Annotated in this window: 16 protein-coding genes, 2 tRNA genes and 1 riboswitch; of the genes, 7 read left to right on the top strand and 11 right to left on the bottom strand. The window is 69.6% G+C overall.

Annotated elements, in window-relative coordinates; translation table 11 throughout:
- Positions 1 to 2: 2 nt before the first annotated feature.
- Positions 3 to 181: riboswitch (cobalamin riboswitch) on the bottom strand.
- 52 nt (positions 182 to 233) lie between these two features.
- A complete protein-coding gene (locus ABZX37_RS14730) occupies positions 234 to 1634 on the bottom strand; it encodes a short-chain fatty acyl-CoA regulator family protein (RefSeq protein WP_354739595.1) in 1401 nt (466 codons plus the stop codon).
- A gap of 247 nt (positions 1635 to 1881) precedes the next feature.
- Here ABZX37_RS14730 and ABZX37_RS14725 point away from each other — a divergent pair, with 247 nt between their 5' ends.
- The 3 genes from ABZX37_RS14725 to ABZX37_RS14715 are packed head-to-tail and all read left to right on the top strand — an operon-like array spanning position 1882 to position 5403.
- A complete protein-coding gene (locus ABZX37_RS14725) occupies positions 1882 to 3363 on the top strand; it encodes an MmgE/PrpD family protein (RefSeq protein ID WP_354739593.1) in 1482 nt (493 codons plus the stop codon).
- Positions 3363 to 4256, top strand: a complete 894-nt coding sequence (prpB, locus tag ABZX37_RS14720; RefSeq protein WP_354739591.1) for a methylisocitrate lyase — start codon at positions 3363 to 3365, stop codon at positions 4254 to 4256. Before ABZX37_RS14725 ends, prpB begins: the two co-directional genes overlap by 1 nt.
- Positions 4257 to 4284: 28 nt before the next feature.
- Positions 4285 to 5403, top strand: coding sequence for a bifunctional 2-methylcitrate synthase/citrate synthase (locus ABZX37_RS14715; protein ID WP_354739589.1), 1119 nt, complete (start codon positions 4285 to 4287; stop codon positions 5401 to 5403).
- 111 nt (positions 5404 to 5514) lie between these two features.
- Here ABZX37_RS14715 and ABZX37_RS14710 read toward each other — a convergent pair whose 3' ends face one another.
- From ABZX37_RS14710 to ABZX37_RS14700, 3 genes are all read right to left on the bottom strand, one after another.
- On the bottom strand, positions 5515 to 6216 hold the full coding sequence (locus ABZX37_RS14710) for a tyrosine-protein phosphatase (RefSeq protein WP_354739587.1): 702 nt from the start codon (positions 6214 to 6216) through the stop codon (positions 5515 to 5517).
- A 742-nt stretch (positions 6217 to 6958) separates the two neighbouring features.
- Positions 6959 to 7348: a phage integrase N-terminal SAM-like domain-containing protein gene (locus tag ABZX37_RS14705; protein ID WP_354739585.1), complete on the bottom strand. Its 390-nt coding sequence runs from the start codon at positions 7346 to 7348 to the stop codon at positions 6959 to 6961.
- A gap of 83 nt (positions 7349 to 7431) precedes the next feature.
- Positions 7432 to 7505: transfer RNA gene (locus ABZX37_RS14700), tRNA-Pro, on the bottom strand.
- 99 nt (positions 7506 to 7604) lie between these two features.
- Here ABZX37_RS14700 and ABZX37_RS14695 point away from each other — a divergent pair.
- A tRNA-Gly gene (locus ABZX37_RS14695) sits at positions 7605 to 7678 on the top strand.
- Here the strand turns inward: ABZX37_RS14695 and ABZX37_RS14690 are convergent.
- The gene (locus ABZX37_RS14690; RefSeq protein ID WP_354739583.1) at positions 7647 to 12365 is read right to left on the bottom strand and encodes a HAMP domain-containing protein; all 4719 of its coding nucleotides are present in this window, start codon (positions 12363 to 12365) and stop codon (positions 7647 to 7649) included. The two genes, ABZX37_RS14695 and ABZX37_RS14690, sit on opposite strands and share 32 nt — an antisense overlap.
- A gap of 155 nt (positions 12366 to 12520) precedes the next feature.
- Here ABZX37_RS14690 and ABZX37_RS14685 point away from each other — a divergent pair, with 155 nt between their 5' ends.
- Positions 12521 to 14032, top strand: a complete 1512-nt coding sequence (locus tag ABZX37_RS14685; protein ID WP_354739581.1) for a SpoIIE family protein phosphatase — start codon at positions 12521 to 12523, stop codon at positions 14030 to 14032.
- A 30-nt stretch (positions 14033 to 14062) separates the two neighbouring features.
- On the opposite strand, the gene ABZX37_RS14680 is transcribed toward ABZX37_RS14685, so the two are convergent.
- From ABZX37_RS14680 to ABZX37_RS14670, 3 genes are all read right to left on the bottom strand, one after another.
- A complete protein-coding gene (locus ABZX37_RS14680; RefSeq protein WP_354739579.1) occupies positions 14063 to 14224 on the bottom strand; it encodes a hypothetical protein in 162 nt (53 codons plus the stop codon).
- A gap of 116 nt (positions 14225 to 14340) precedes the next feature.
- Complete coding sequence (locus tag ABZX37_RS14675; protein ID WP_354739577.1) at positions 14341 to 15654, bottom strand: serine/threonine-protein kinase; 1314 nt, start codon at positions 15652 to 15654, stop codon at positions 14341 to 14343.
- Positions 15655 to 15729: 75 nt separating this feature from the next.
- Positions 15730 to 16500 carry an SDR family oxidoreductase gene (locus ABZX37_RS14670; RefSeq protein WP_354739575.1) on the bottom strand — a complete coding sequence of 257 codons (771 nt, stop codon included), beginning with the start codon at positions 16498 to 16500 and terminating at the stop codon, positions 15730 to 15732.
- A 150-nt stretch (positions 16501 to 16650) separates the two neighbouring features.
- Here ABZX37_RS14670 and ABZX37_RS14665 point away from each other — a divergent pair, with 150 nt between their 5' ends.
- Positions 16651 to 17103: a MarR family transcriptional regulator gene (locus tag ABZX37_RS14665; protein ID WP_344283554.1), complete on the top strand. Its 453-nt coding sequence runs from the start codon at positions 16651 to 16653 to the stop codon at positions 17101 to 17103.
- Between the two features lie 59 nt (positions 17104 to 17162).
- Here the strand turns inward: ABZX37_RS14665 and aspS are convergent, their stop codons facing one another.
- Together aspS and xylA are read right to left on the bottom strand one after the other, a co-directional pair.
- Positions 17163 to 18407 (bottom strand): aspartate--tRNA(Asn) ligase, encoded by a 1245-nt coding sequence (gene aspS, locus ABZX37_RS14660; protein WP_354739573.1) that lies wholly within the window; start codon positions 18405 to 18407, stop codon positions 17163 to 17165.
- 288 nt (positions 18408 to 18695) lie between these two features.
- Positions 18696 to 19844: a xylose isomerase gene (xylA, locus tag ABZX37_RS14655; RefSeq protein ID WP_354739570.1), complete on the bottom strand. Its 1149-nt coding sequence runs from the start codon at positions 19842 to 19844 to the stop codon at positions 18696 to 18698.
- 79 nt (positions 19845 to 19923) lie between these two features.
- Here xylA and ABZX37_RS14650 point away from each other — a divergent pair, with 79 nt between their 5' ends.
- Entirely contained in the window at positions 19924 to 21057 is a 1134-nt protein-coding gene (locus ABZX37_RS14650) for an ROK family transcriptional regulator (RefSeq protein ID WP_354739569.1), read from the top strand.
- Here the strand turns inward: ABZX37_RS14650 and ABZX37_RS14645 are convergent.
- Positions 21054 to 21776, bottom strand: a complete 723-nt coding sequence (locus ABZX37_RS14645) for a dienelactone hydrolase family protein (protein WP_354739567.1) — start codon at positions 21774 to 21776, stop codon at positions 21054 to 21056. The genes ABZX37_RS14650 and ABZX37_RS14645 overlap by 4 nt on opposite strands.
- Positions 21777 to 21813: the final 37 nt, after the last annotated feature.

Raw genomic sequence — 21813 nt, 5'->3', positions numbered from 1 at the left:
GGACGAACACGAACGTCCGCGGCCGGTATCCTGGCTCCCGGATCCGCGGCGCCCCAGGCCTTCCCGGCTCGCGCCAGTGGCCGTCTTTCGGGTGGAGCGCCGCTCCCCGGTCACAGTGGCGGGACCGCGCCGGATTCGCACCGGCTTCCCTGCACCGCAGACCTGTTGGCATCCTATAGTAGGAATTCCTACTATGTCGACCGGCTGAGGGGATCTCGTCCGGGTGGCGGTGCTCAGCCGAGGGGCGGGTAGGGGAGCAGGCTGCTGGCGTGTTCGTCGACGCGCAGCGGCTTCCCGATCGCGGGGAAGGCGCGCTGCGGGCAGGCGGGCCGTTCGCACACCTTGCAGCCCATGCCGATCGGGGTCACCGCCGCGTCGGCGCCGAGGGCGAGGCCGTCGGAGTAGACGAGCCGCCGGGCGTGGCGCAGTTCGCAGCCGAGCCCGATGGCGAACGTCTTGCCGGGGTCGCCGTGCCCGCCGACGGAGCGGTCGACCGTGCGGGCGAGCCAGAAGTACTTCTTGCCGTCCGGCAGTTCGGCGACCTGGGTGACGATCTTTCCCGGCGAGCCGAACGCCTCGTAGACGATCCACAGCGGACACGAACCGCCGACGCGGGAGAAGTGGAACCCGGTCGCCGACTGGCGTTTCGAGATGTTGCCCGCCCGGTCGACCCGGACGAAGGAGAAGGGCGCCCCGCGGGTGCCGCGCCGTTGCAGGGTCGAGAGCCGGTGGCAGATCGTCTCGAATCCGACGCCGAAGTGATCCGACAGCCGCGTGATGTCGTAGCGGCAGCGCTCAGCCGCCCCGAGGAACACGCGGTACGGGAGCACGAGCGCTCCGGCGAAGTAGTTGGCCAGGCCGATTCTCGCCAGGCGCCGGGCGGTTTCGCCGGTGAAACCGCCGCCGTCCACCAGCCGGTCGATCGTGGTTCCCGCTTCCAGCATGGCGAGTTCCGAGGCGAGACGGAACGCGGCCTGGCCCGGACGCAGCGCGGGGGAGAGGTGCAGCACCCGTGCGGCCGGGTCGAAGCGGTGCTGGTCGGCGCCGATGGGGGCGGCGGCGATGGTGACGCCGTGCCGCTCCCGCAGGCCCGATGCCAGTCCCGAACGCACTTCCCCGGGCACCAGCCGCAGCTCCGCCGCGAGTCGTTCGGCGGGCTCGTCCAGTTCGGCGACGTAGTTGCGGCGGCGGTAGAACCAGTCGCGGATCTCCTCGTGCGGCTGGTTCGCGACCGCGCGGTCCATGCCCTGCTCGGACACCAGCGTCGCGATGTTCTCCACGGCCTCCCGGTATCGGCGGTGCAGCGCGACCAGCGTCCTGGCCACCTCGGGCAGCTTGGCGGTCAGCTCGTCGACCTCGCCCGCGGACGCCGAGCCGGTCACGGTTTCGTCGGCGAACACCTCGCGGACGTCGGCGACGAGCCGGGCGATGTCCTGCGGCGCGAAGAACTCGGCGTCCACGCCGAAGTGCTCGGTCAGCCGCACCAGCACGGGCAGCGTGAGCGGACGCCCGTTGTGCTCGAGCTGGTTCACGTAACTGGGGGAGATCTCCAGCAGCCGGGCGAGGTCGGACTGCGTCATCGACTGCCCCTCGCGCAGCTGCCGCAGCCGCGCGCCAGCGAACATCTTCTCCATTTTCGAACTGTAACAACATTTACAAGGCTGCCGCGAATGTTCACAACACTTCACAGCCCCCAGGTATCGCCTGTCCCGTTCTTCGGTGCCACGCTGATCGCATGGCACCACAAGCTTCACAGGGAGGTCGGACGGACATCGCCCGAGCCGTCGGCGCTGGCCGCGTGCCGCGCCCGTTGCCCGCCGCGCACGGCCGACGTCGGCCGGTCGGCGAGAAGACCGGTTTCTCCGTACCCGAAGGAAAATGATGATCGACCATCCCGTCCGCACCTACCGTTCCGCCGAGCCGCTGCCCCGCGAGGAGCAGCTGGCCTGGAAGCTGGCGTCCGTCGCTGTCGATCCCGTGACAGTCGCTCCCGAGGTGACCGAGATGGTGGTCAACCGGGTGATCGACAACGCCGCGGTCGCCGCCGCCTCGCTGTCCCGGCGGCCGGTGTCCGCGGCCCGCGACCAGGCGCTGGCGCATCCGGCCGGGCCCGGCGCGACCGTGTTCGGCGTGCCCGGCCGGTACGCCCCGGAGTGGGCCGCGTGGGCGAACGGCGTCGCGGTACGGGAGCTGGACTACCACGACACGTTCCTGGCCGCGGACTACTCGCATCCGGGCGACAACATCCCGCCGATTCTCGCCGTCGCGCAGCACACCGGCCGCACCGGAGCCGATGTGGTCCGCGGCATCGCCGCCGGGTACGAGCTGCAGGTCGACCTCGTCCGCGGGATCTGCCTGCACGAACACAAGATCGACCACGTCGCGCACCTCGGCCCGTCGGTGGCGGGCGGCTTGGGCGCGCTGCTGCGGCTGGACACCGAAACCGTGTACCAGGCGATCGGGCAGGCGCTGCACGCCACGACGGCCACGCGGCAGTCGCGCAAGGGCGAGATCTCGTCCTGGAAGGCGTACGCCCCCGCATTCGCCGGGAAAGCCGCGATCGAAGCGGTTGACCGGGCGATGCGCGGCGAAGGCGCGCCGAGCCCGATCTACGAGGGAGAAGACGGGTTCGTCGCCTGGCTGCTGGGCGGCCCGGAAGCGCGCTACACCGTCCCGCTGCCCGCGCCGGGCGAGGCGAAGAGGTCCATTTTGGACACCTACACCAAGGAGCATTCGGCGGAGTACCAGAGCCAGGCGCTGATCGACCTCGCGCGACGGCTCGGCCCGCGGATCGGCGAACTCGGCAAGGTCGAGAAGATCGTGATCCGCACCAGCCATCACACGCATCACGTGATCGGCTCCGGGGCGAACGATCCGCAGAAATACGATCCGAACGCCAGCCGCGAAACCCTCGATCACTCGATCCCGTACATCTTCGCGGTCGCGCTGCAGGACCGGGCCTGGCACCACGAGAAGTCTTACGCCCGGGAACGCGCGACCCGCCCGGACACGGTGGAGCTGTGGCAGAAAGTATCCACTGTGGAGGATCAGGAGTGGACTCGGCGGTACCACGAGCCGGAACCGGCGTTCGGCGGCCGTGTCGAAGTCACTCTTGCCGACGGGACCACGGTCACCGACGAGATCGCCGTCGCCGACGCCCATCCAGCCGGGGCCAGGCCGTTCGCCCGCGAGCAGTACGTGGCGAAGTTCCGCACGCTCGCCGACGGCGTGATCGCCCCGGCCGACCAGGACCGGTTCCTCGACACCGTCAGCCGACTGTCCGAACTGGACGCCGACGAGGTTCGCGAGCTGACCCTGCCGTCGGCGATCGACGCGACCCCGAAGACGAAGGGGATCTTCTGATGCTGCACGCCGCTCCCACTGCCGCGCAGAAGCGGGCCGCGTTCCGAGCCGGGCTGAATTCCGGCAAGCTGCAGCGGTTCCCGGGCGCGTTCAACCCGCTCAGCGCCAAGCTCATCGAGCGCGAAGGGTTCGAGGGCGTCTACGTCTCCGGTGCCGTGCTGTCGGCGGACCTCGGCCTGCCTGATATCGGCCTGACCACGATCACCGAGGTCGCCGGCCGGGCGCAGCAGATCGCCCGGGTCACCGCGCTGCCCGCGCTCGTCGACGCCGACACCGGGTTCGGCGAGCCGATGAACGCCGCCCGCACCGTCCAGCTCCTGGAAGACGCCGGCGTCGCCGGGATGCACCTGGAGGACCAGGTGAACCCGAAGCGCTGCGGCCACCTCGACGGCAAGGACGTCGTCGACCGGGACGTCGCGGTCCGCCGCGTCTCGGCCGCGGCCTCCGCGCGTCGCGACCCGGACTTCGTGATCGCCGCGCGCACCGACGCCGCGGGAGTGCACGGCTTGGACGACGCGATCGAACGAGCCAAGGCCTTCGCCGACGCGGGTGCCGACCTCATCTTCCCCGAAGCGATGACCGGTCCGGAAGACTTCGAGAAGATGCGGGCCGCCGTCGACGTCCCGATTCTCGCCAACATGACCGAGTTCGGGAAAAGCAAGCTGCTCGACGCGCCGACCCTGGAATCGCTCGGGGTGAACCTGGTCATCTACCCGGTCACGCTGCTGCGGATCGCCATGCACGCCGCCGAGACGGCTCTGCGCGAGATCGCCGGCGAAGGCACGCAAGAGGGGCTGCTCGACCGCATGCAGCACCGCCGTGATCTCTACGACCTGCTCGATTACCCCGCCTACAACACGTTCGACCAGAACATTTTCACCTTCTCCGTGTGACGCTCGCCCGACTGCCAGGAGGACGCCGATGTCCGCACCAACCATCCACAAAGGACTCTCCGGGGTCGTCGTCGACACCACCGGCGTGTCGATGGTCAACCCTGACACCAACTCCCTGACCTACCGCGGCTATCCGGTCCAGGACCTCGCCGCGCACTGCGGCTTCGAAGAGGTCGCCTATCTGCTCTGGCACGGCGAACTGCCCACGCCGGCGCAACTGGCCGAGCAGAACCAGGCCGAGCGGGCACAACGCGGCCTGCCGGTCGAGCTGGTCATGACGTTGCTCAGCCTGCCGGAGACGGCGCACCCGATGGACACTCTGCGCACCGCGGTCAGCATTGTCGGCGCGAACGACCCCGCGGAAGACGACAACTCGCCGGAAGCCAATCAGGCCAAGGCATTGCGCCTGTTCGCGGTGCTGCCGTCGGTCGTCGCGCTCACACAACGCCGCCGCCACGGACTGCTTCCGCTGCCGCCCCGCGACGATCTCGGCTACGCGGAGAACTTCCTGTACCTGACCCTCGGCGCGGTACCGGAGCCGGTGATCGTCCGCGCCTTCGAGACATCTCTGATCCTCTACGCAGAGCACAGCTTCAACGCCTCCACCTTCACCTCGCGCGTCGTCACCTCGACGCTGTCGGACCTCTACAGCGCGGTGACGGCCGCTATCGGGGCGCTGAAAGGCCCGCTGCACGGCGGCGCGAACGAGGCGGTGATGGCGACCTTCGAGGAAATCGGCGTCGCGGACAAAGCCGAGGCATGGTTGACGAAAGCCCTCGCCGACAAGCGCAAGATCATGGGATTCGGGCACCGGGTGTACAAGAAAGGCGATTCCCGGGTGCCGACGATGCGCCAGGCGTTGCAGGAGGTGGCCGAGCTGCGCGACGGCCACGAACTGCTCGACCTCTACGAAGCTCTCGCGCAGGCGATGCACGCGGCGAAAGGACTCCACCCGAACCTCGACTACCCGGCGGGCCCGGCGTATCACCTGATGGGGTTCGACACCCCGGTGTTCACGCCGATCTTCGTGGCCGCGCGGATCACCGGCTGGACCGCGCACATCACCGAACAGCTCGCGGCCAACAGCCTGATCCGCCCGTCGAGCACCTACAGCGGCAAGCCGCAGCGGGCGATCACCCGCTGCTGACCCAGCGGAACCGGGGCTGAGGAAGACTCGAATCAGCCGGTGCGATACGGGGCCGCGTAGCCGGACCCTCCGATTGCCGGCACCGAAGGTTCTCCCCGGCTGACTTGTTCGTCAGATGGTCAAGCGGGCGTGCAGGGCGGTCAGTTCGGTATCGGACAGACCGTTGTCGAGAAGGTAGTCCGGCATCGTCAACGACGTGATCGTCGAGGTCAGCGATGCTTCGATGGTGGTGTTGCGGGCCGCGAGAAGTTCGGTCACTCCGGCCAGTTGGTCAGGGATGCCGAGTGCGTCGTACCGCTGCTTCATCCGGTCGTAGGTCAGCAGATAGTCGGCGATGATCTCTTCCGGTGCTGCTCTGGCCAACGTGAGCAACACCAGGGCCAGCAGCCCGGTCCGGTCCTTGCCGCCGGAGCAGTGGAACACGACGCACCCCGGCGCGGCGTTGGCGATCGTCCGCACGGCGGTGACCACCAACTCGGGGTGTTCGGCCAGCATCGCCGGAAAGTACAGCGGCGAGGCCAAGTTGTCGATCTTCTTCCACTGTTCGTAGAACGGTGTGCCGACCGGTTCCAGCGGGGCATGAACAGTCGTGATTCCCGCCGGTCTCGGTGCGTCGTCCGGTTCGTGCTCGTCGGGATCGCGCAGATCGACCACAGTGCGGACCCCGTATGCCCAAGCCGCCGCCCACCCGGCCTCGCTCAAGCGCGTCGGCGCCTCCATCCGGACCACCGCACGCGGCCTGGCCCGCCCCAGCCCGCTGAGATCCCGAACATTGACGCACCCGTCCCAGGAAAGCTCTCTGCCGCCGATCACAGTCACAAGACGCGTGACGCCCGCTCTCGGTTGGCTCCCGGCAAGCCTGCCGTGCTGCCATTTCCCCTGCGCTCAACGGGCGGCGCAGGCGAGTGCGTCGGGCCGAATCGCCCTATCCGGGGCCAACTAGCAAGCACAGGCAAAGAAACCGGCGGAGCACAAAGACCTGATGACAACTACCGCGCACAAGTGACAGACAGCGCGCACAGTCACAGCGGGGCATGTCAGGCAGACGAGCGGCGTCGTGATCGTGTGCCGTCGCGACGAAGGAATGGTGCTTGCCTGACGCTCAGAGGGAATCCCCGACTCGGATTTTCCTGGCGGCGTCGTGTGCTCGTTCGGTGGCGGTGCTGGCTCCGTACCGCCGGGCCATCTGCGCGGTAGACCAGCCGTTCAGCAGCATCAGGTCTCCTTCGCTACCGCCGGACTTGAGGAATGTGTGGGGCTGGAAGCGTCGGCCGAGGTGCGCGTGAGGATTGCGGCCGAACACACCGCAGGTGTCAGCTTCGTTGCCGCGTCGGCGGAGCATGATCTTGACGCCGTTCGGCGACAGTGGCATGTTGCGGCGGGTCGCTGAGCCACGGTCGATTGGTGGCGTCGGCGTAGGGATGTCGCGCACGGACGCGGAGATAACGACCGAGGGCTTTTGCCGGTGGCGCCGCTGAAGGGGAGCGCACGCCATTTGCCGCCTTTGCCGAGGACGTTGGCTACGCGGCGGGAGAGGTTGAGATCGCGTTCCCTGTCAATGTTGGCGATTTCGGAGAGACGGCAGCCGGTTGAACCACGCGCTCAGCGCCCGGTAATTGTTGTTCGCGTTGCCGGGGCTGGTCGTGGCGAGACGATACGCGATCCACCGCTTGACGTGATTCGGTTCGTACTCTTCGGGTTCGCTCGGTTCCGGCGGAACAGTTGCGAGCCAGGCGCCGGGGTCGTCGGCTTCCGGCGGCGCGATCGGGTCGGCGAGCCAGACGTGGAAGAAGCGCACGGCGTCGCAGTAGCAGCGGATCGTGCGGGGGCTCTTGTTCTCCGCCTCGAGTGACATAGCCCACTCGTTGATCAACGCCTGCCAGGCCGGCGGAGCGAGGGTCAGGGCTCGGGTGCGCAGGTGAAAATCCTCAAATAGGAGTGTCACTGAGCGCTGTGCTAGCTCCCGGGCCGCGTCCGGAGGCACGAAAAAGGGGCTGAACCCGCAGGTCCAGCCCCTCCAAAGCCGAGTCGGGATGACAGGATTTGAACCTGCGACCCTCCGCTCCCAAAGCGGATGCGCTACCAAGCTGCGCCACATCCCGGCACCCCCGGAGCTTCCGGAACCCGTGTACCCGGGGGGTGTACGACCCACCCTAGCGGGCACGCTAAGCTGGCTTCGCTCCCGGGTCACCGAGGGCGCTGCGGGTGTAGCTCAATGGTAGAGCCCTAGTCTTCCAAACTAGCTACGCGGGTTCGATTCCCGTCACCCGCTCCAACGGTTCCACCTCCGAAGAGGACGACGCTGCGTCCGCCTCCAGGCGGGCGGCGATCACGTCCAGCAGCAAGTCAGTGTCCACCGGCTTCGTGATGTAGTCGTCCGCTCCCGAAGCCAGGGTTCGTTCCCGGTCTTCCTCCGTCGCTTTCGCTGTGACGGCGATCACGGGCAGGTCTTCGTGGGCCGCTTCGGCTCGGATCGCTGCGATGGTCGCGTTGCCGTCCAGTTCCGGCATCATCACGTCCATCAGCACCAGTGCGGTGTCCTCATGGCGTTCCAGGGCCCGGATTCCGGCCACACCCGTGTCGGCGTAGATGACTTCCAGGCCTGCTTGCTCCAGGACCGCCGCGAGGGCGAAGACGTTGCGCAGGTCGTCGTCGACGATCAGGACCTTTTCGCTGTTGAAGCGTTTCGGGGCGCTGTTCGGTTCGGCGACGGTGATGGTGCTCGGCAGGACCGGAAGTTTCGGCGTGGGGCGCACCGGGGTCGTGGGGGCGATCAGGTTCGCGGCGCCCACCGGCAGGTACAGCGTGAAGGTGCTGCCTCGGCCGGGGACGCTGCTGACGCGCAGTTCGCCGCTCAGCAGCTCCGTCAGCTGCTGGCTGATCGACAGGCCCAGGCCGGTGCCGCCGTACTTGCGGCTCGTCGTGCCATCGGCTTGGCGGAAGGCGTCGAAGATAACTTCCAGCTTCTCCTCCGGAATGCCGATTCCGGTGTCCTCGACGCCGAACGCGATGATCCCGGCCGCCGAGCGCAGGGACTCTTGCTCGACCTCGTCGGGGTCGGCCATCCGGATGTGCAGGCGCACGCCGCCCTCGTCGGTGAACTTCGCGGCGTTCGACAGCAGGTTCCGGAGCACTTGCTGGAGGCGGTGTTCGTCGGTGTGCACGCTGCCGGGCACCGGCGGGTCGATCAGGACCGCGAACTCCAGGCCCTTGTCCGCGGTCAGCGGGCGGCACAGGGATTCGACGTAGTTCACCAGCTCCGGCAGCGTCACGTCGGACATCTGCAGGTCCAGCTTTCCGGCCTCGACCTTCGCCAGGTCCAGGATGTCGTTGATCAGCTGCTGCAGGTCGCTGCCCGCCGCCCAGATCGTCTTCGCGAACTGGATCTGCTTCTCGGTGAGGTTGCCCTCGGGATTCTCCGACAGCAGCTTCGCCAGGATCAGCGCACTGTTGAGCGGAGTTCGCAGCTCGTGCGACATGTTCGCCATGAACTCGTTCTTGTACTGCGACGCGACCGTCAGCTGCCCGGCCCGCTCCTCGAGTTCCTGCCGGGCCTGTTCGATCTCGATGTTCTTGACCTCGATGTCGCGGTTCTGCTGGGCCAGCAGCGCCGCCTTCTCGGCCAGCTCGGTGTTCGACCGGCGCAGTTCGCCCTGCTGGGCCTGCAGCTGCTCGGACCGCGCGCGCAATTCCTGGGCCAGCCGCTGCGATTCGGTCAGCAGCGCCTCGGTGCGCGAGTTCGACAGGATCGTGTTCACGTTGACGCCGATCGTGTGCCGCAGCTGCTCCAGCAGGTCCAGGTGCACCGCGGAGAACTCGTTGACCGACGCCAGTTCCAGCACGCCCAGCACCTCGCCCTGGAACAGCACCGGCAGCACGATCACGTTCACCGGCGGGGCCGAGCCGAGCCCGGACGACACCAGCGCGTACTCCGGGGGAGCGCCGTTGACCAGTATCGTCCGCCGGTCCACCGCGGCCTGGCCGATCAGCGATTCGCCGAGCCGGAACCGCAGCCCGGTGCGCGCCTGGGCGAGGCCGTAGGCGGCGATGCAGTCGAGCAGCTTGTCCGGGTCGCCGGTGTCCTCGTCGTCGTGCGCGATGAAGAACGCGCCCTGCTGCGCGCTCACCAGCGGGGCCAGTTCGGACAGGATGAGCGTCGCCACCGACGCGAGGTCGCGGTGGCCCTGCATCCGCCCGGACAGCCGCGCCAGGTTCGTCTTCAGCCAGTCCTGTTCGCGGTTCGCGGAGGTGGTCTCCTTGAGGTTCGCGATCATCTGGTTGATGTTGTCCTTGAGGTCCGCCAGCTCGCCGGACGCGTCCACGGTGATGTGCCGGGTCAGGTCGCCCGCGGTCACCGCCGTCGCGACCTGGCCGATCGCGCGGACCTGCGTGGTCAGGTTGCCCGCCAGCTGGTTCACGCTCTCGGTCAGCCGCTTCCAGGTGCCGGACACGCCCTCGACCTCGGCCTGACCGCCCAGCTTGCCCTCGGTGCCGACCTCGCGGGCGACCCGGGTGACCTCCGCGGCGAACGCGGACAGCTGGTCGACCATCGTGTTCATCGTGGTCTTCAGCTCGAGGATCTCGCCCCGGGCGTCGACGTCGATCTTGCGGGACAGGTCGCCGCGCGCGACCGCCGTCGTGACCTGCGAGATGTTCCGGACCTGGCTGGTCAGGTTGTGCGCCATGAAGTTGACGTTCTCGGTCAGGTCCTTCCAGGTCCCGGCCACGCCGGGCACCCGCGCCTGACCGCCGAGGATGCCTTCCGTGCCGACCTCGCGGGCGACCCGGGTGACCTCGTCGGCGAACGCGCGCAGCGTCTCGACCATGTCGTTCAGCGTCCCGGCCAGCGCCGCGACCTCGCCCGCCGCGTCGATGGAGATCTTCTTCGACAGGTCGCCGTTCGCCACCGCGCTCGCCATCGTGGCGATGCTCCGGACCTGCACGGTCAGGTTGTCGGCCATGACGTTCACGTTGTCGGTGAGGTCTTTCCAGATCCCCGCGACGCCGGGAACGCGCGCCTGGCCGCCCAGGCGGCCTTCGGTGCCGACCTCGCGGGCGACCCGGGTGACCTCGTCCGCGAAGGCGGAAAGCTGGTCGACCATCGTGTTCAGGATGTTCTTCAGCTCAAGAATCTCGCCGCGCGCGTCGACGGTGATCTTCTGCGTCAGGTCGCCGCGCGCCACGGCGGAGGTGACCTGGGAGATGTTCCGCACCTGGTCGGTGAGGTTGTTGGCCATGAAGTTGACGTTGTCGGTGAGGTCCTTCCAGGTCCCCGCCACGCCCGGCACGGTCGCCTGACCGCCCAGTTTTCCTTCCGTGCCAACCTCTCGCGACACTCGGGTGACCTCGTCGGCGAACGACGAGAGCTGGTCGACCATCGTGTTCAGCGTCGTCTTCAGCTCGAGGATCTCGCCGCGCGCGTCGACCGCGATCTTCTTCGTCAGGTCGCCTCGCGCCACCGCCGTCGCGACCTGCGCGATGTTGCGGACCTGCGCGGTGAGGTTGTTGGCCATGAAGTTCACCGAGCCGGTCAGGTCGCGCCAGATGCCGGCGACCCCGGGCACGGTGGCCTGGCCGCCCAACTGCCCTTCCGTACCCACTTCGCGGGCGACTCGGGTGACTTCGTCGGCGAAGGACGAGAGCTGGTCGACCATCGTGTTCATCGTGGTCTTGAGCTCGAGGATCTCGCCCCGCGCGTCCACGGTGATCTTCTGCGTCAGGTCGCCCTTCGCGACCGCGGTGGTCACGTGCGAGATGTTGCGGACCTGGTCGGTCAGGTTGTCGGCCATCTGGTTGACCGAGTCGGTCAGCCCGCGCCACGTGCCAGCGGCGCCGGGGACCTCCGCCTGACCGCCGAGGCGGCCGTCGCTGCCGACCTCGCGGGCGACTCGGGTGACTTCGTCGGCGAAGGACGAGAGCTGGTCGACCATCGTGTTCAGCGTCGTCTTGAGCTGCAGGATCTCGCCGCGGGCGTCGACGTCGATCTTCTTCGTCAGATCGCCCGCCGCGACCGCCGTGGCGACCTGCGAGATGTTGCGGACCTGGTCGGTCAGGTTGTCCGCCATCAGGTTCACCGAGTCGGTGAGGTCGCGCCAGGTGCCCGCGACGCCCGGCACGCGCGCCTGGCCGCCGAGACGTCCTTCGGAACCGACCTCTCGCGACACCCGGGTGACCTCGTCGGCGAAGGACGAGAGCTGGTCGACCATCGTGTTGATCGTGTTCTTGAGCTCGAGGATCTCGCCCCGGGCGTCGACGTTGATCTTCTGCGTCAGGTCGCCGCGGGCCACGGCGGTGGTGACCGACGCGATGTTCCGGACCTGCTCGGTGAGGTTGTCGGCGAGGAAGTTGACCGAGTCGGTGAGGTCGCGCCACGTGCCGGCCACGCCGGGGACCTCGGCCTGACCGCCGAGCCGGCCCTCGCCGGCGATCTCGCGGGACAGCCGGATCACCTCGGCGGCGAACCGCGACAGCTGCGCGTTGAGCCCGTTCACGGTCTTCGCCAGTTCGGCGTACTGCCCGCGCAGCGGCCGCCCGTCCAGCTGCAGCGCCATCGGCTGCGACAGGTCGCCCTCGGCGACCGCGCCGAGCACCCGGTCCAGCTCCACGACCGGACGGCTGACGTCCTCGATCAGCCCGTTGACCGTGTCGACCGCGGTGGCCCAGCCGCCGGGGCCGATCTCGGTGCGCACGCGCTCGGTGAGCTTGCCCTCCTGGCCCACCGCGCCGCGCACGCGCATGAGTTCCGTCACCAGCCGCTGGTTGCGTTCGGCGATGTCGTTGAACGCCGACGCCAGCCGGGCGGTGATCCCGTCGCCGTGCGCCACGAACCGCCGCCGGAAGTTGCCGTCCCCGAGGTCGTGGACAGCGCCGAGCAGCCGCTCCAGCGCCGCGACCTCGCTCGCCGGGACGAGTTCCGGTTCCTGGGCCCCGGAGTTCCGGGGGCTCCCGGAAGTCGTTGTCATCTTTGCCGACCTTCCCACCACGCGTGTGCCAGCCATGGTCGTCGACCCAGCGTGCCATGGTTCGCCCTACACTTCGACCCAGTCCGCCCGCGCACACTGTGCCAACCTGGAAGGACCAGGACCGTCAGGTCGACCCGGAGGCAGGAGGTTCGTGCATGGTGTCACGGCCCGCTCCGGCGTCGGCCCTGCCACCCGGCGCCGAGCTGCCCGGGCACGCCGGATTCTGGCGCTCGGTGCTCGACGACGTGCGGGAGCCGGTGTTCCTGCAGGACCCCGAAGGCGCGCTGCGCTGGGCGAACGCGGCCGCCGAGCGGCTCGGCCCGGCGGAGCTCGTCGGCGTGACCGAGACCACCGGCACGGTCGGCCACCGGCCGGCCAAGATCCGGGTGCTTCCCGGCGGCTGGCGCGCCTGGACCGTGGTCGACGACGGCCGCCGCCGTCCTGAAGAGTTCCTCGCCGAGGCCGGTCCGAAACTGGCGCTCGCGCGCGGACGGCACGGCACGGCCCGGGTGATCGCGGAGCTGGCGGCGTCCGCTTTGGGCGATTGCGCCTTCGTGCTGCTGCCGACGACGCGTGGCCGCTGGGAGTGGTGGAGCTGCACCGAGCACGGCGCGGCGGGCCACGGCCGGATCCGGCGGGTGCCGCCGCAGCTCGCGCCGGTGGTGTCCGACGCGGTCACCGACGTCGCCCGGCCCGAGATTCGCGCGGTGCCCGCGACCGAGGTCGCGGCGTTGCCCGCGGCGGTCGCCGAGCCGTTCGAAGGCCATCTCGAGGTTTCCGTGGTCTCGTTCGGCTCCGGCATGGCCGGAGCGGTGCTGCTCGGCAGGCGCGGCGAGCCCGCGTTCGGAGTGTCGCAGGGCCAGGCGGTCGAGGCGTTCGCGGACGCGGCCGGCACGGCGCTGGCCAACGCGCAGCGCTACGCCAGCCAAGAGGAGGCCACCCGCGGGCTTGAATCGACGTTGCTGCCGACGCCGCCCGCGCAGGTCGACGGCGCGAATTTCGAGCTGTGGTACGAGCCCGCGGGCGGAGTCCTCGGGGTCGGCGGCGATTTCTACGACGTTCTCTCCCGCGACGACGGCAGCGCGTTCGTGGTGGTCGGCGACATCTGCGGCAAGGGAGCCGAGGCGGCCGCGCTGACCGGCCGGGTGCGGCATTCGCTGGCCGCGCTGCACCTCGTCGAACGCGACGGCCGCACGATGCTGCGGCTGCTCAACGAACTCCTGATCTCCGGCGGCAGCAACCGGTTCGCGACGCTCGTGCTCGGTTCGGTCGCGGCGGCGGAATCCGGGCTCGACGTCACGCTCGCCTCCGGCGGCCATCCCGCCCCGCTCGTGTTGCGGCGCGGGGGAGGGGTCGAGGAGATCAGCGTGCCCGGCACTTTGGTCGGCGTGTCGCCGCAGGCCCGCTTCGCCGAGGCGACGACGCACCTGGCCGAGGGCGACGTCTGCCTGCTCTACACCGACGGCGTCACCGAAGCCCGCAACCGCACGGAATCCACCGAACTGTTCGGCGACGAACGGCTCTACACGGTGCTGGAGGATTGCGTCGGGCAACCGGCGCGGGAAGTCGTGCGCCGGTTGCGCGAGGCGGTGCGGGAATGGCTCGGGAATTCCGGCCACGACGACATCGCGGTGCTGGCGATCGAGGCCGCCCCGCGCGCGGAGTAAGCCAGATTTCCCTTGCCCGGCAAGGGAAACTTACTTCCCGTGCTGGACTTCCGGCTTCGGTTCGGCTTTCGCCGCCCGATCCGGCTCCGAAACGGTCTCGACGTCCTGCTTCGGCTCGGTCGCGCGAGCGGTTTCCGGGTGCTCGAAGTGTTCTCGGCACTGCCGTCCGAACCGGCGTGCGTGCGCGGTCATCGCCTCCACCTCCCCGCTCGCCACCAGGATCGCGCGCCGGGGACGACTTCGCCACCGAATTGCGCCGGGTCAGCCGACCGGGTGGTCCGGCGGCGGGGGGAACACCCCGCGTCTGTCTAATGTGGAGGCATTCCGCCCGGCGGTCCCTGGCCGGGGGCCTTGGGTTTTTTCGTCTGTCCCGGCGGGGTTTTCGGCGGGTTCCGGTCCGGCGGGTTCGCCTGCCCCGGAGGCATCGGCACGGTGCGGGTCGTCGTGCTGGGCGGAATAGTCGTGGTCTGCGCGGGCGCGTCCGCTTTGGCCGAATGGGCCGTCGGCGCGGACGGGGCCGTCGGCGCGGACGACGAGTGCCGGGGAGCCGAGTCCGGTGAATCGGACGGAGCGGAAGAGGGCGGAGAAACCGGAACCGGAGCCGGTTCGGGGCCGGGCGCGGACCCGGTGCCCGGACGGAGCGGGGTCGCCAGCAGCAACGTGCTCGCCGCGACCAGCACCACCGGCAGGCCCACCGCGAGCGCCGCGCGCCGCCGGGACACCCGGTGGCGGCGGCAGAAGACCGCCAGCCGCGTTTTGATCGGAAGCCGCAACGTTTCCGTGCCGCACAACGCACGCGCCACGGCGGTCGCGGAGGGTCTTTCTTCCGGATCGCGCATGGTCATCGCGCGCAGAGTCCTCGCGAGCGGTTCCGGCGTTCCCGACGGCACCCGCGGCGACCGATGCAGCCGCACCACCGCGGTTTCCGCCGCCGTGCCCGGGTATTCGCGGACACCGGTGAGGCATTCCAGGAGAACGAGCCCCAGCGCGTAGACGTCCGAAGCCGGGCCGGGGTGCTCGCCCAGCACCTGCTCCGGCGAGAGATAGGCCGCCGTCCCGACGACCGCGCCGGTGTCGGTCACGCGGGTCGCGTCCACGATGCGCGCGACGCCGAAGTCGGCGATCCGCGGCCCGTCGTCGGACATGAGGATGTTGGCGGGCTTGAGATCCCGGTGGGTCACCGCGTGCGCGTGCACGTGGGCGAGCGCCTCGGCCAGCTGCGCGCCCAGCTTCACGACCTGGTCGGCGGGCAGCGGTCCGGAGCGCAGCCATTCGGACAGGTTGGGCCCGTGCACGCAGTCCATGACGAGGTACGCGTGCCCCTCGTCGACCCCGGCGTCGACGAATCCGACCAGCCCCGGGTGTCGCACCGCGCGCAAGGCGGCGATTTCCTGGTCGCGGCGGTTGCGGCCCAGCTCGACCGCTCCGGCGTGGAACAGCTTCACCGCGACCGCGGTGCCGGTTTCGCGGTCTTCTGCCTGGTGGACGCAGGCCGTCGCGCCCTCGCCGATCCGCTCGCCGAGCTCGTACCGGCCGGCCAGGACCAGCGGCGCGGGCCCGTATCGGCCCAGCGCGAACCGTCTCGCGGTCGTGCCCGCGTCCGAATCGCCAGCGCCGGTCATTCGCCGATCACCTTTCCCCCGGGTAGCGGGGACAACTTACTCGCCGGAAGGCGAGGGCAAAAGCCGTGGCGCGGTTCAGGGGATGATCGACGAGGTCACGCCGCCGTCCACGCGCAGCGCGCCGCCGGTGGTCGCCGAGGACAGATCGGACGCGACGTAGGTGATCAGGTTCGCGATTTCCTCCGGCCGGATCAGCCTGCCGAGCAGCGACGTCGGCCGGTCCTCGGCCATGAACCGGCGCTCGGCCTCGGCGAACTCGACGTCCGGGTGCAGGCTCGCGACGAACTCGCGCACGCCGGGGGTGAGTGTCGGCCCCGGAAGGACGGCATTCACCGTCACGCCGGTTCCCGCCAGTTCCTGCGCCATGCCGCGCGACAGGGACAGCTGCGCGGTCTTCGTGAGTCCGTAGTGGACCATCTCGGTCGGGATCTGCACCGAAGAATCGCTGCTCACGAAGATCACCCGGCCCCAGCCGCGCTCGGCCATCCGCGGCGCGTAATGCCTGCTCAGCCGTACCCCGGACAGGACGTTGACCTCGTAGAACCGCTGCCATTCGGAGTCCGGGATCTCGAACACCGGCTGCGCGGCGAAGATCCCGGCGTTGTTGACCAGGACGTCGACGTCCGGCAGCTGGTCCACCAGCTCCGCGATGCCCTCGGCGGTGCCGACGTCCGCCGCGATCCCGCGCCCGCCGATCCGCGCGGCGGTCTCCGCGACCCGGCCCGGGTCCCGTCCGTTGACCACGACCTCGGCCCCGGCGGCGGCCAGCGCGGCGGCGGCCGCCGCGCCGATCCCGGAGGTCGACCCGGTGACGAGCGCGGTGCGGCCGGTGAGGTCGAGGTTCATCGGGGAGACCCTCCTGACAGTGCGCGAGTACAGTGGCAGCTGGGTACTACCGGCGCGCGCAATACTTGCAGTTACATTGAGATGGGCACGCGCCGATGATGCTCGGGGCCGCGGCCGCCCGCAACCGGGGCCGTCTGGAGGAGGTGCACCATGTCGGTGTCGGACGACGCCGTCGAGGCGCGCGCGCAAGGCTGGCGGACGCTGGCGGCGCTGCACGCGCGGATCGAAGACCGGCTGAACCGGGCGCTGGAGAGCGAGCACGAGCTGTCGGTGAGCGAGTACACGGTGCTCGACGTGCTCGGCCGCCAGGACGGTTTCCACCTGCGGATGAGCCAGCTCGCCAACGCGGTGGTGCTGAGCCAGTCCGCGACGACCCGCCTCGTCACGCGGCTGGAGGAGCGCGGCCTGCTGTCGCGGTACCTGTGCCAGGACGACCGGCGCGGGATCTACACCGAGGTCACGCCGTCCGGCCAGAAGCTGCTGGCCGCCGCCCGCCCGACGCACGACGCGGCCCTTTCCGCCGCGCTCGGCGAGGCGGAGGAACTGCCTGAGCTGGCCCCGCTGGTCACCGCGCTGGGCTCGCTCACTTTCGCTGCCAAGTGACCGTCCGTGAAGGGCTCCTTGAGGGAATCAGATTCCCTCAAGGAGCCCTTCACGGATGATCAGGGCCGCAGGCGGTGCAGGTCGCGGGGGAAGAGCGTCGCCCCGCGTACGTTGGGCACGCCCAGCACTCGCGCGACCCACCGTTCCAGGCCGATCGCGAACCCGCCGTGCGGCGGCATTCCGTACGCGAAGGCGTCGAGGTAGTCGGAGTACTGCTCGGCCGAGTCGCCGAGTACGGCCAGGTAGTCCGCGTACCGGTGGAGCCGCTGGCCGCCGGTGACCAGTTCCAGGCCGCGGAACAGCAGGTCGAAACTGTTCGACCTGGCCGGGTTCACTGGGTCCGGGTGGGTGTAGAACGGCCGTTTCGCCATCGGGTAGCCGGTTACGAACAAGAATTCCGAGCCGTGTTCTCTCTCAGCCCATTCGCACAGCCACCGTTCGTGCGCGGGCGCGAGGTCTGGTTCTCCGCGCGGGTCCTCGCCGGTGTGTCGGGCGAGAAGTTCTTGTGCCGCAACGAAATCGATGGACGGAATCTCTTCCGGTACCGTCGGCGCGTCCGGGCCGGCCGCGGCGGCCATCTCCGCTACGACGTCGCGCAGCACTGTCATCGCGTCGCGATGGTCGGTGATGAAGCCGAGTTCCGCGTCGAGACTCGTGTACTGGGCCAGATGCCTTGCGGTGTCGTGGGGTTCGGCCCGGAAGACCGGCCCCACCTCGTACACGCGCTCGAACACGCCGACCATGGCCTGTTTGAAGAACTGTGGCGACTGCGCGAGATAAGCCGGGCGTCCGAAGTAGTCCAGCTGGAACACGTTCGCGCCGGATTCCGTCGCGGTAGCCACGATTTTCGGCGTGTGGATCTCGGTGAACCCTTGACCGGCCAATGCCCGTCGAAACGCCGCGACACTAGCTGCGGCGACCTCAAACCGCCTGCGCAGCAACGGATGCCGCAACGCGACCGCTGCGTTGTCCAGCACTACAGGCAAACCGGCGGTCACCTCTGGCCGATAAAGGGCAAACGGCGGCTGCTTCTCCGGTGCGGACAAGACCTCCACCGTGGGCTCGCGCAGCTCAACCCCTTGCGGTGCTTGAGGATTAGCGACCACCTTGCCCGTGAGCCGCACGACGGTCTCCTCGGCGACCTCGGGCGGCTCGGCGAAAACCGCCTGCGCGGTACCGGACCGGTCGCGGATGACGAGAAATGCCACGGATTTCAGCACGCGCCGGCGGTGCACCCAACCGGCGATCGTTGCGGTGGAGCCCACGCGGTCACGCAGGCAGGCCACCGGGGTGCGGGTACTCATTCCTTCTCCTGAGCGCACTCGGCGACCCCTTGGGGGTGCGGGCGAGAAGGGACACTCGCGGTGCCACCGCACCTTCGCCGCCAGACGGCGGCCTCGTTCTGACCGGATGACGGCGGCCGGGCCGGCGGGGCATTTCCTCCCCGCACTCAGGAGTGTCTTCGCGCTGGGCCGCGACGCTGCCTTCTCACCGGCGGCAGCTCTCTGTCCCTCGCCGTGCCCTGCGCTACTCGTCTCCGTCAACGTGTTGCCCGCAACGGTAAAACACCGCCGCCACCCGCGTCGCCTGATTTATCGCACCCCGAGCAGGTGCTCCAGTGCGAGCTGGTTGAGCCGGGTGAAGTGGTAGCCGCGTCGACCGGCCGCCTCGACGTCGAATTCGTCGGCAGCCAGGTCGTCGAGGGTCTCGCCGGGCGAGAGCGTCGGCGTGGCCAGCTCCGGCACCCGCGACGCCGCAAGAGCTTCGGCGACTTCCGGATCGGCTCGGAACGCGCGGGCTTTCTCGCGCAGGATCAGATACGTGCGCATGTTCGCCGCCGCGGAAACCCAGACGTCGTCGGGATCCTCGGTGCGCAGCGGTTTGTAGTCGAAGTGTCGCGGGCCCTCGTAGCCGCCGTGTTCCAGGAGGTCGACGAGGAAGAACGCGCTGGTGAGGTCGCCGTGGCCGAAGATCAGGTCCTGGTCGTACTTCGGGCCGTGCTGGCCGTTGAGGTCGATGTGGAACAGCTTGCCCTGCCACAGCGCCTGCGCGATTCCGTGCACGAAGTTCAGCCCGGCCATCTGCTCGTGGCCGACCTCCGGATTCAGCCCGAACAGCTCGGGCCGGTCCAGTTGCGAGATGAAGCCGAGCGCGTGGCCGATGGTCGGCAGGAGGATGTCGCCGCGCGGCTCGTTCGGCTTCGGCTCCAGTGCGAAGCGAAGGTCGTAGCCCTGCGAGACGGCGTAGTCGGCGAGGACGTCGAGGCCTTCCTTGTACCGGGCGAGCGCGGCGCGGACGTCTTTCGCCGCGTCGGATTCCGCGCCCTCGCGGCCGCCCCACAGGACGTACGTTCGCGCGCCGAGTTCCGCGGCGAGGTCGAGATTGCGCCGGACCTTGGTGAGCGCGTACCGCCGGATGTCGCGGTCGTTGCTGGTCAGGCCGCCGTCCTTGAAGACCGGGTGGCTGAACAGGTTCGTCGTCGCCATCGGCACGCGCAGGCCGGTGTCCGCCAGCGCCTTCTTGAACCTGCCGATCGCGACGTCGCGGTCCGGCTCGGTGGCGAGCAGGTCGTCGTCGTGGAAAGTGACGCCGTACGCGCCCAGATCGGCCAGCCGGTGCACGCTCTCGACCGGGTCGAGCGGCGGCCGGGTGGCGACGCCGAACGGGTCGGCCGCGGGCCAGCCGACGGTCCACAACCCGAACGAAAACTTGTCCTCCGGCGCGGGGGCGTAGTCGGCCATGCCCGTCCCTTCATTTAGTTCACGATGTAGACTAAATACTGCGCCGCGGCCGCCCCGGCCGTCAAGAGCGGAGGTTCGGATGGAGCCGGTTCGGCATGACGCGATGCGTGCGCGGAACCTCGAGCTGGTGCTCGGCGAGATCGGCCGCGGCGGCCCGCTGACCCGCGCCGCGCTGGCGGAGCTGACTGGGCTGACAAAGTCGACAGTGTCCACTTTGGTCGGCTCGCTGCTGGACGCGGGTTTTCTGGCCGAGACCGCCGCGGTGCGGGCGGGAGAACGCGGCCGACCCGGCGTCGAGGTGTCGCTGAGCGGCGGGCGGATCGCGGCGCTGGGGCTTGAGGCCAATGTGGACTATCTCGCCGCGTGCGTCCTGGACTTGACTGGCACGGTCCGCAGATCAGTTCGGGTCGAGCGCGATAATCGCGGTGTGCCAGCGGAAACTGTGCTGGAGGCGGTGCGGGAACTGGCTTCCTCGGAGCTGGCGGAGGCGCGCGAACTGGGCTTGACCGTCACCGGGGCAGTGCTCGCGGTGTCCGGCCCGGTGCGGGACGGCGTGGTGCTGAGCGCGCCGAACCTCGGGTGGCGGAACGTTCCGGTCGAGCTGGACCTGCCGGTCCCGGTTTCGGTGGACAACGAGGCCAGCCTCGGTGCGCTGGGCGAGCTGTGGTTCGGTGCCGGGGCGGCGGATTTCCTTTATGTATCCGGCGAAATCGGCATCGGCGCGGGGCTGGTGGTGGACTCGCGGTTGTTTCGCGGCACCGGCGGAGAGCTGGGGCACGTACTGGTTTCCCCGTCCGGCCCGCCGTGCCGCTGCGGCGCGGTCGGCTGCCTGGAGACCTACGCCGGACAGGAAGCGATGCTCACCGCGGCCGGAGTATCCACAGTGGACGCTCTCTCCGCCGCGCTGAGCACAGGCGACGATGCGCCGCTGTCAGCGGTCAAAGCGGCGGGGGAGGCTTTGGGGCTGGCGCTGGCGTCAGCGGTCAATCTGGTCGATGTGGACCGCGTGGTGCTCGGCGGAGTGTTCGGGCCGCTGTTTCCTTGGCTGGCCCCCGCCGCGGAGGCGGTACTGCGGGCACGTTTGACCGGCCTGCGCGGATCGGTGCCGGTGCTGAACCCGTCCGCCCTCGGCGATTCCGCCGCGACGCTGGGTGCGGCAGGCCGGACGATCCATCAGGTCTTGGCCGATCCGGGGCCGTTCCTCGTCCGTTAGCCCAGGTTCTCGGCAAGCAGAGTCACGACGTCGCGCCAGGCCCGCTCGGCGTGCCGCGCGTGATAGCCGACGCCGGGGACGAGCCGCTGCTTCGGGCCGACCGGCGGGTGGTGGAAGGCGTGCAGGGCACCGCCGTAGACCGTCAGCTGCCAATCGACGCCCGCGGCCTGCATCTCGGCGGCGAACGCGTCCCGTTGCGCGGGCGCCATGATCGGGTCCTCCGAGCCGACGCCCGCCCACACCGGGCAGCGAATGTTCGCGGCCTCGCCCGGCCGTCCGGTGACCAGCCCGTTGACCGTGCCGATCGCGCGCAGGTCGACGCCCGCGCGGCCGAGTTCCAGCACGATCGCGCCGCCGGTGCCGTAGCCGATCCCGGCGATCCGGCCGGGGTCGGTGCGAGGTTCGGCGAGCAGCACATCGAGCGCCGCGTGGCCGATGTCGCGCATCCGGCCGGGGTCGTCGAGCAGCGGCAGGCAGCGGGCCAGCATCTCGTCGGGATCGGTGAACCAGCGGCCGCCGTGGATGTCGAAGGCCAGCGCCACGTAGCCCAGTTCGGCCAGCGCGTCGGCCCGGGCGCGCTGAAAGTCGTTGAGGCCAGTGCCTTCGGGGCCGATCAGGACCGCGGGCCGACGGCCGGCGCCCGCGGGGAGCGCGAGGCGGCCGACCATGGTGAGGCCGTCGGCCTGGTACTCGACGGTGCGCGTCGTGACGGTCTCCATGAGAACCCACCGTAATGAGCGCCGGATCCCGGCGGGG

It is taken from the genome of Amycolatopsis sp. NPDC004079, assembly GCF_040610415.1.
Lineage (GTDB): Bacteria > Actinomycetota > Actinomycetes > Mycobacteriales > Pseudonocardiaceae > Amycolatopsis > Amycolatopsis halotolerans.
This window is presented reverse-complemented; position numbering and strand designations above follow the sequence as displayed.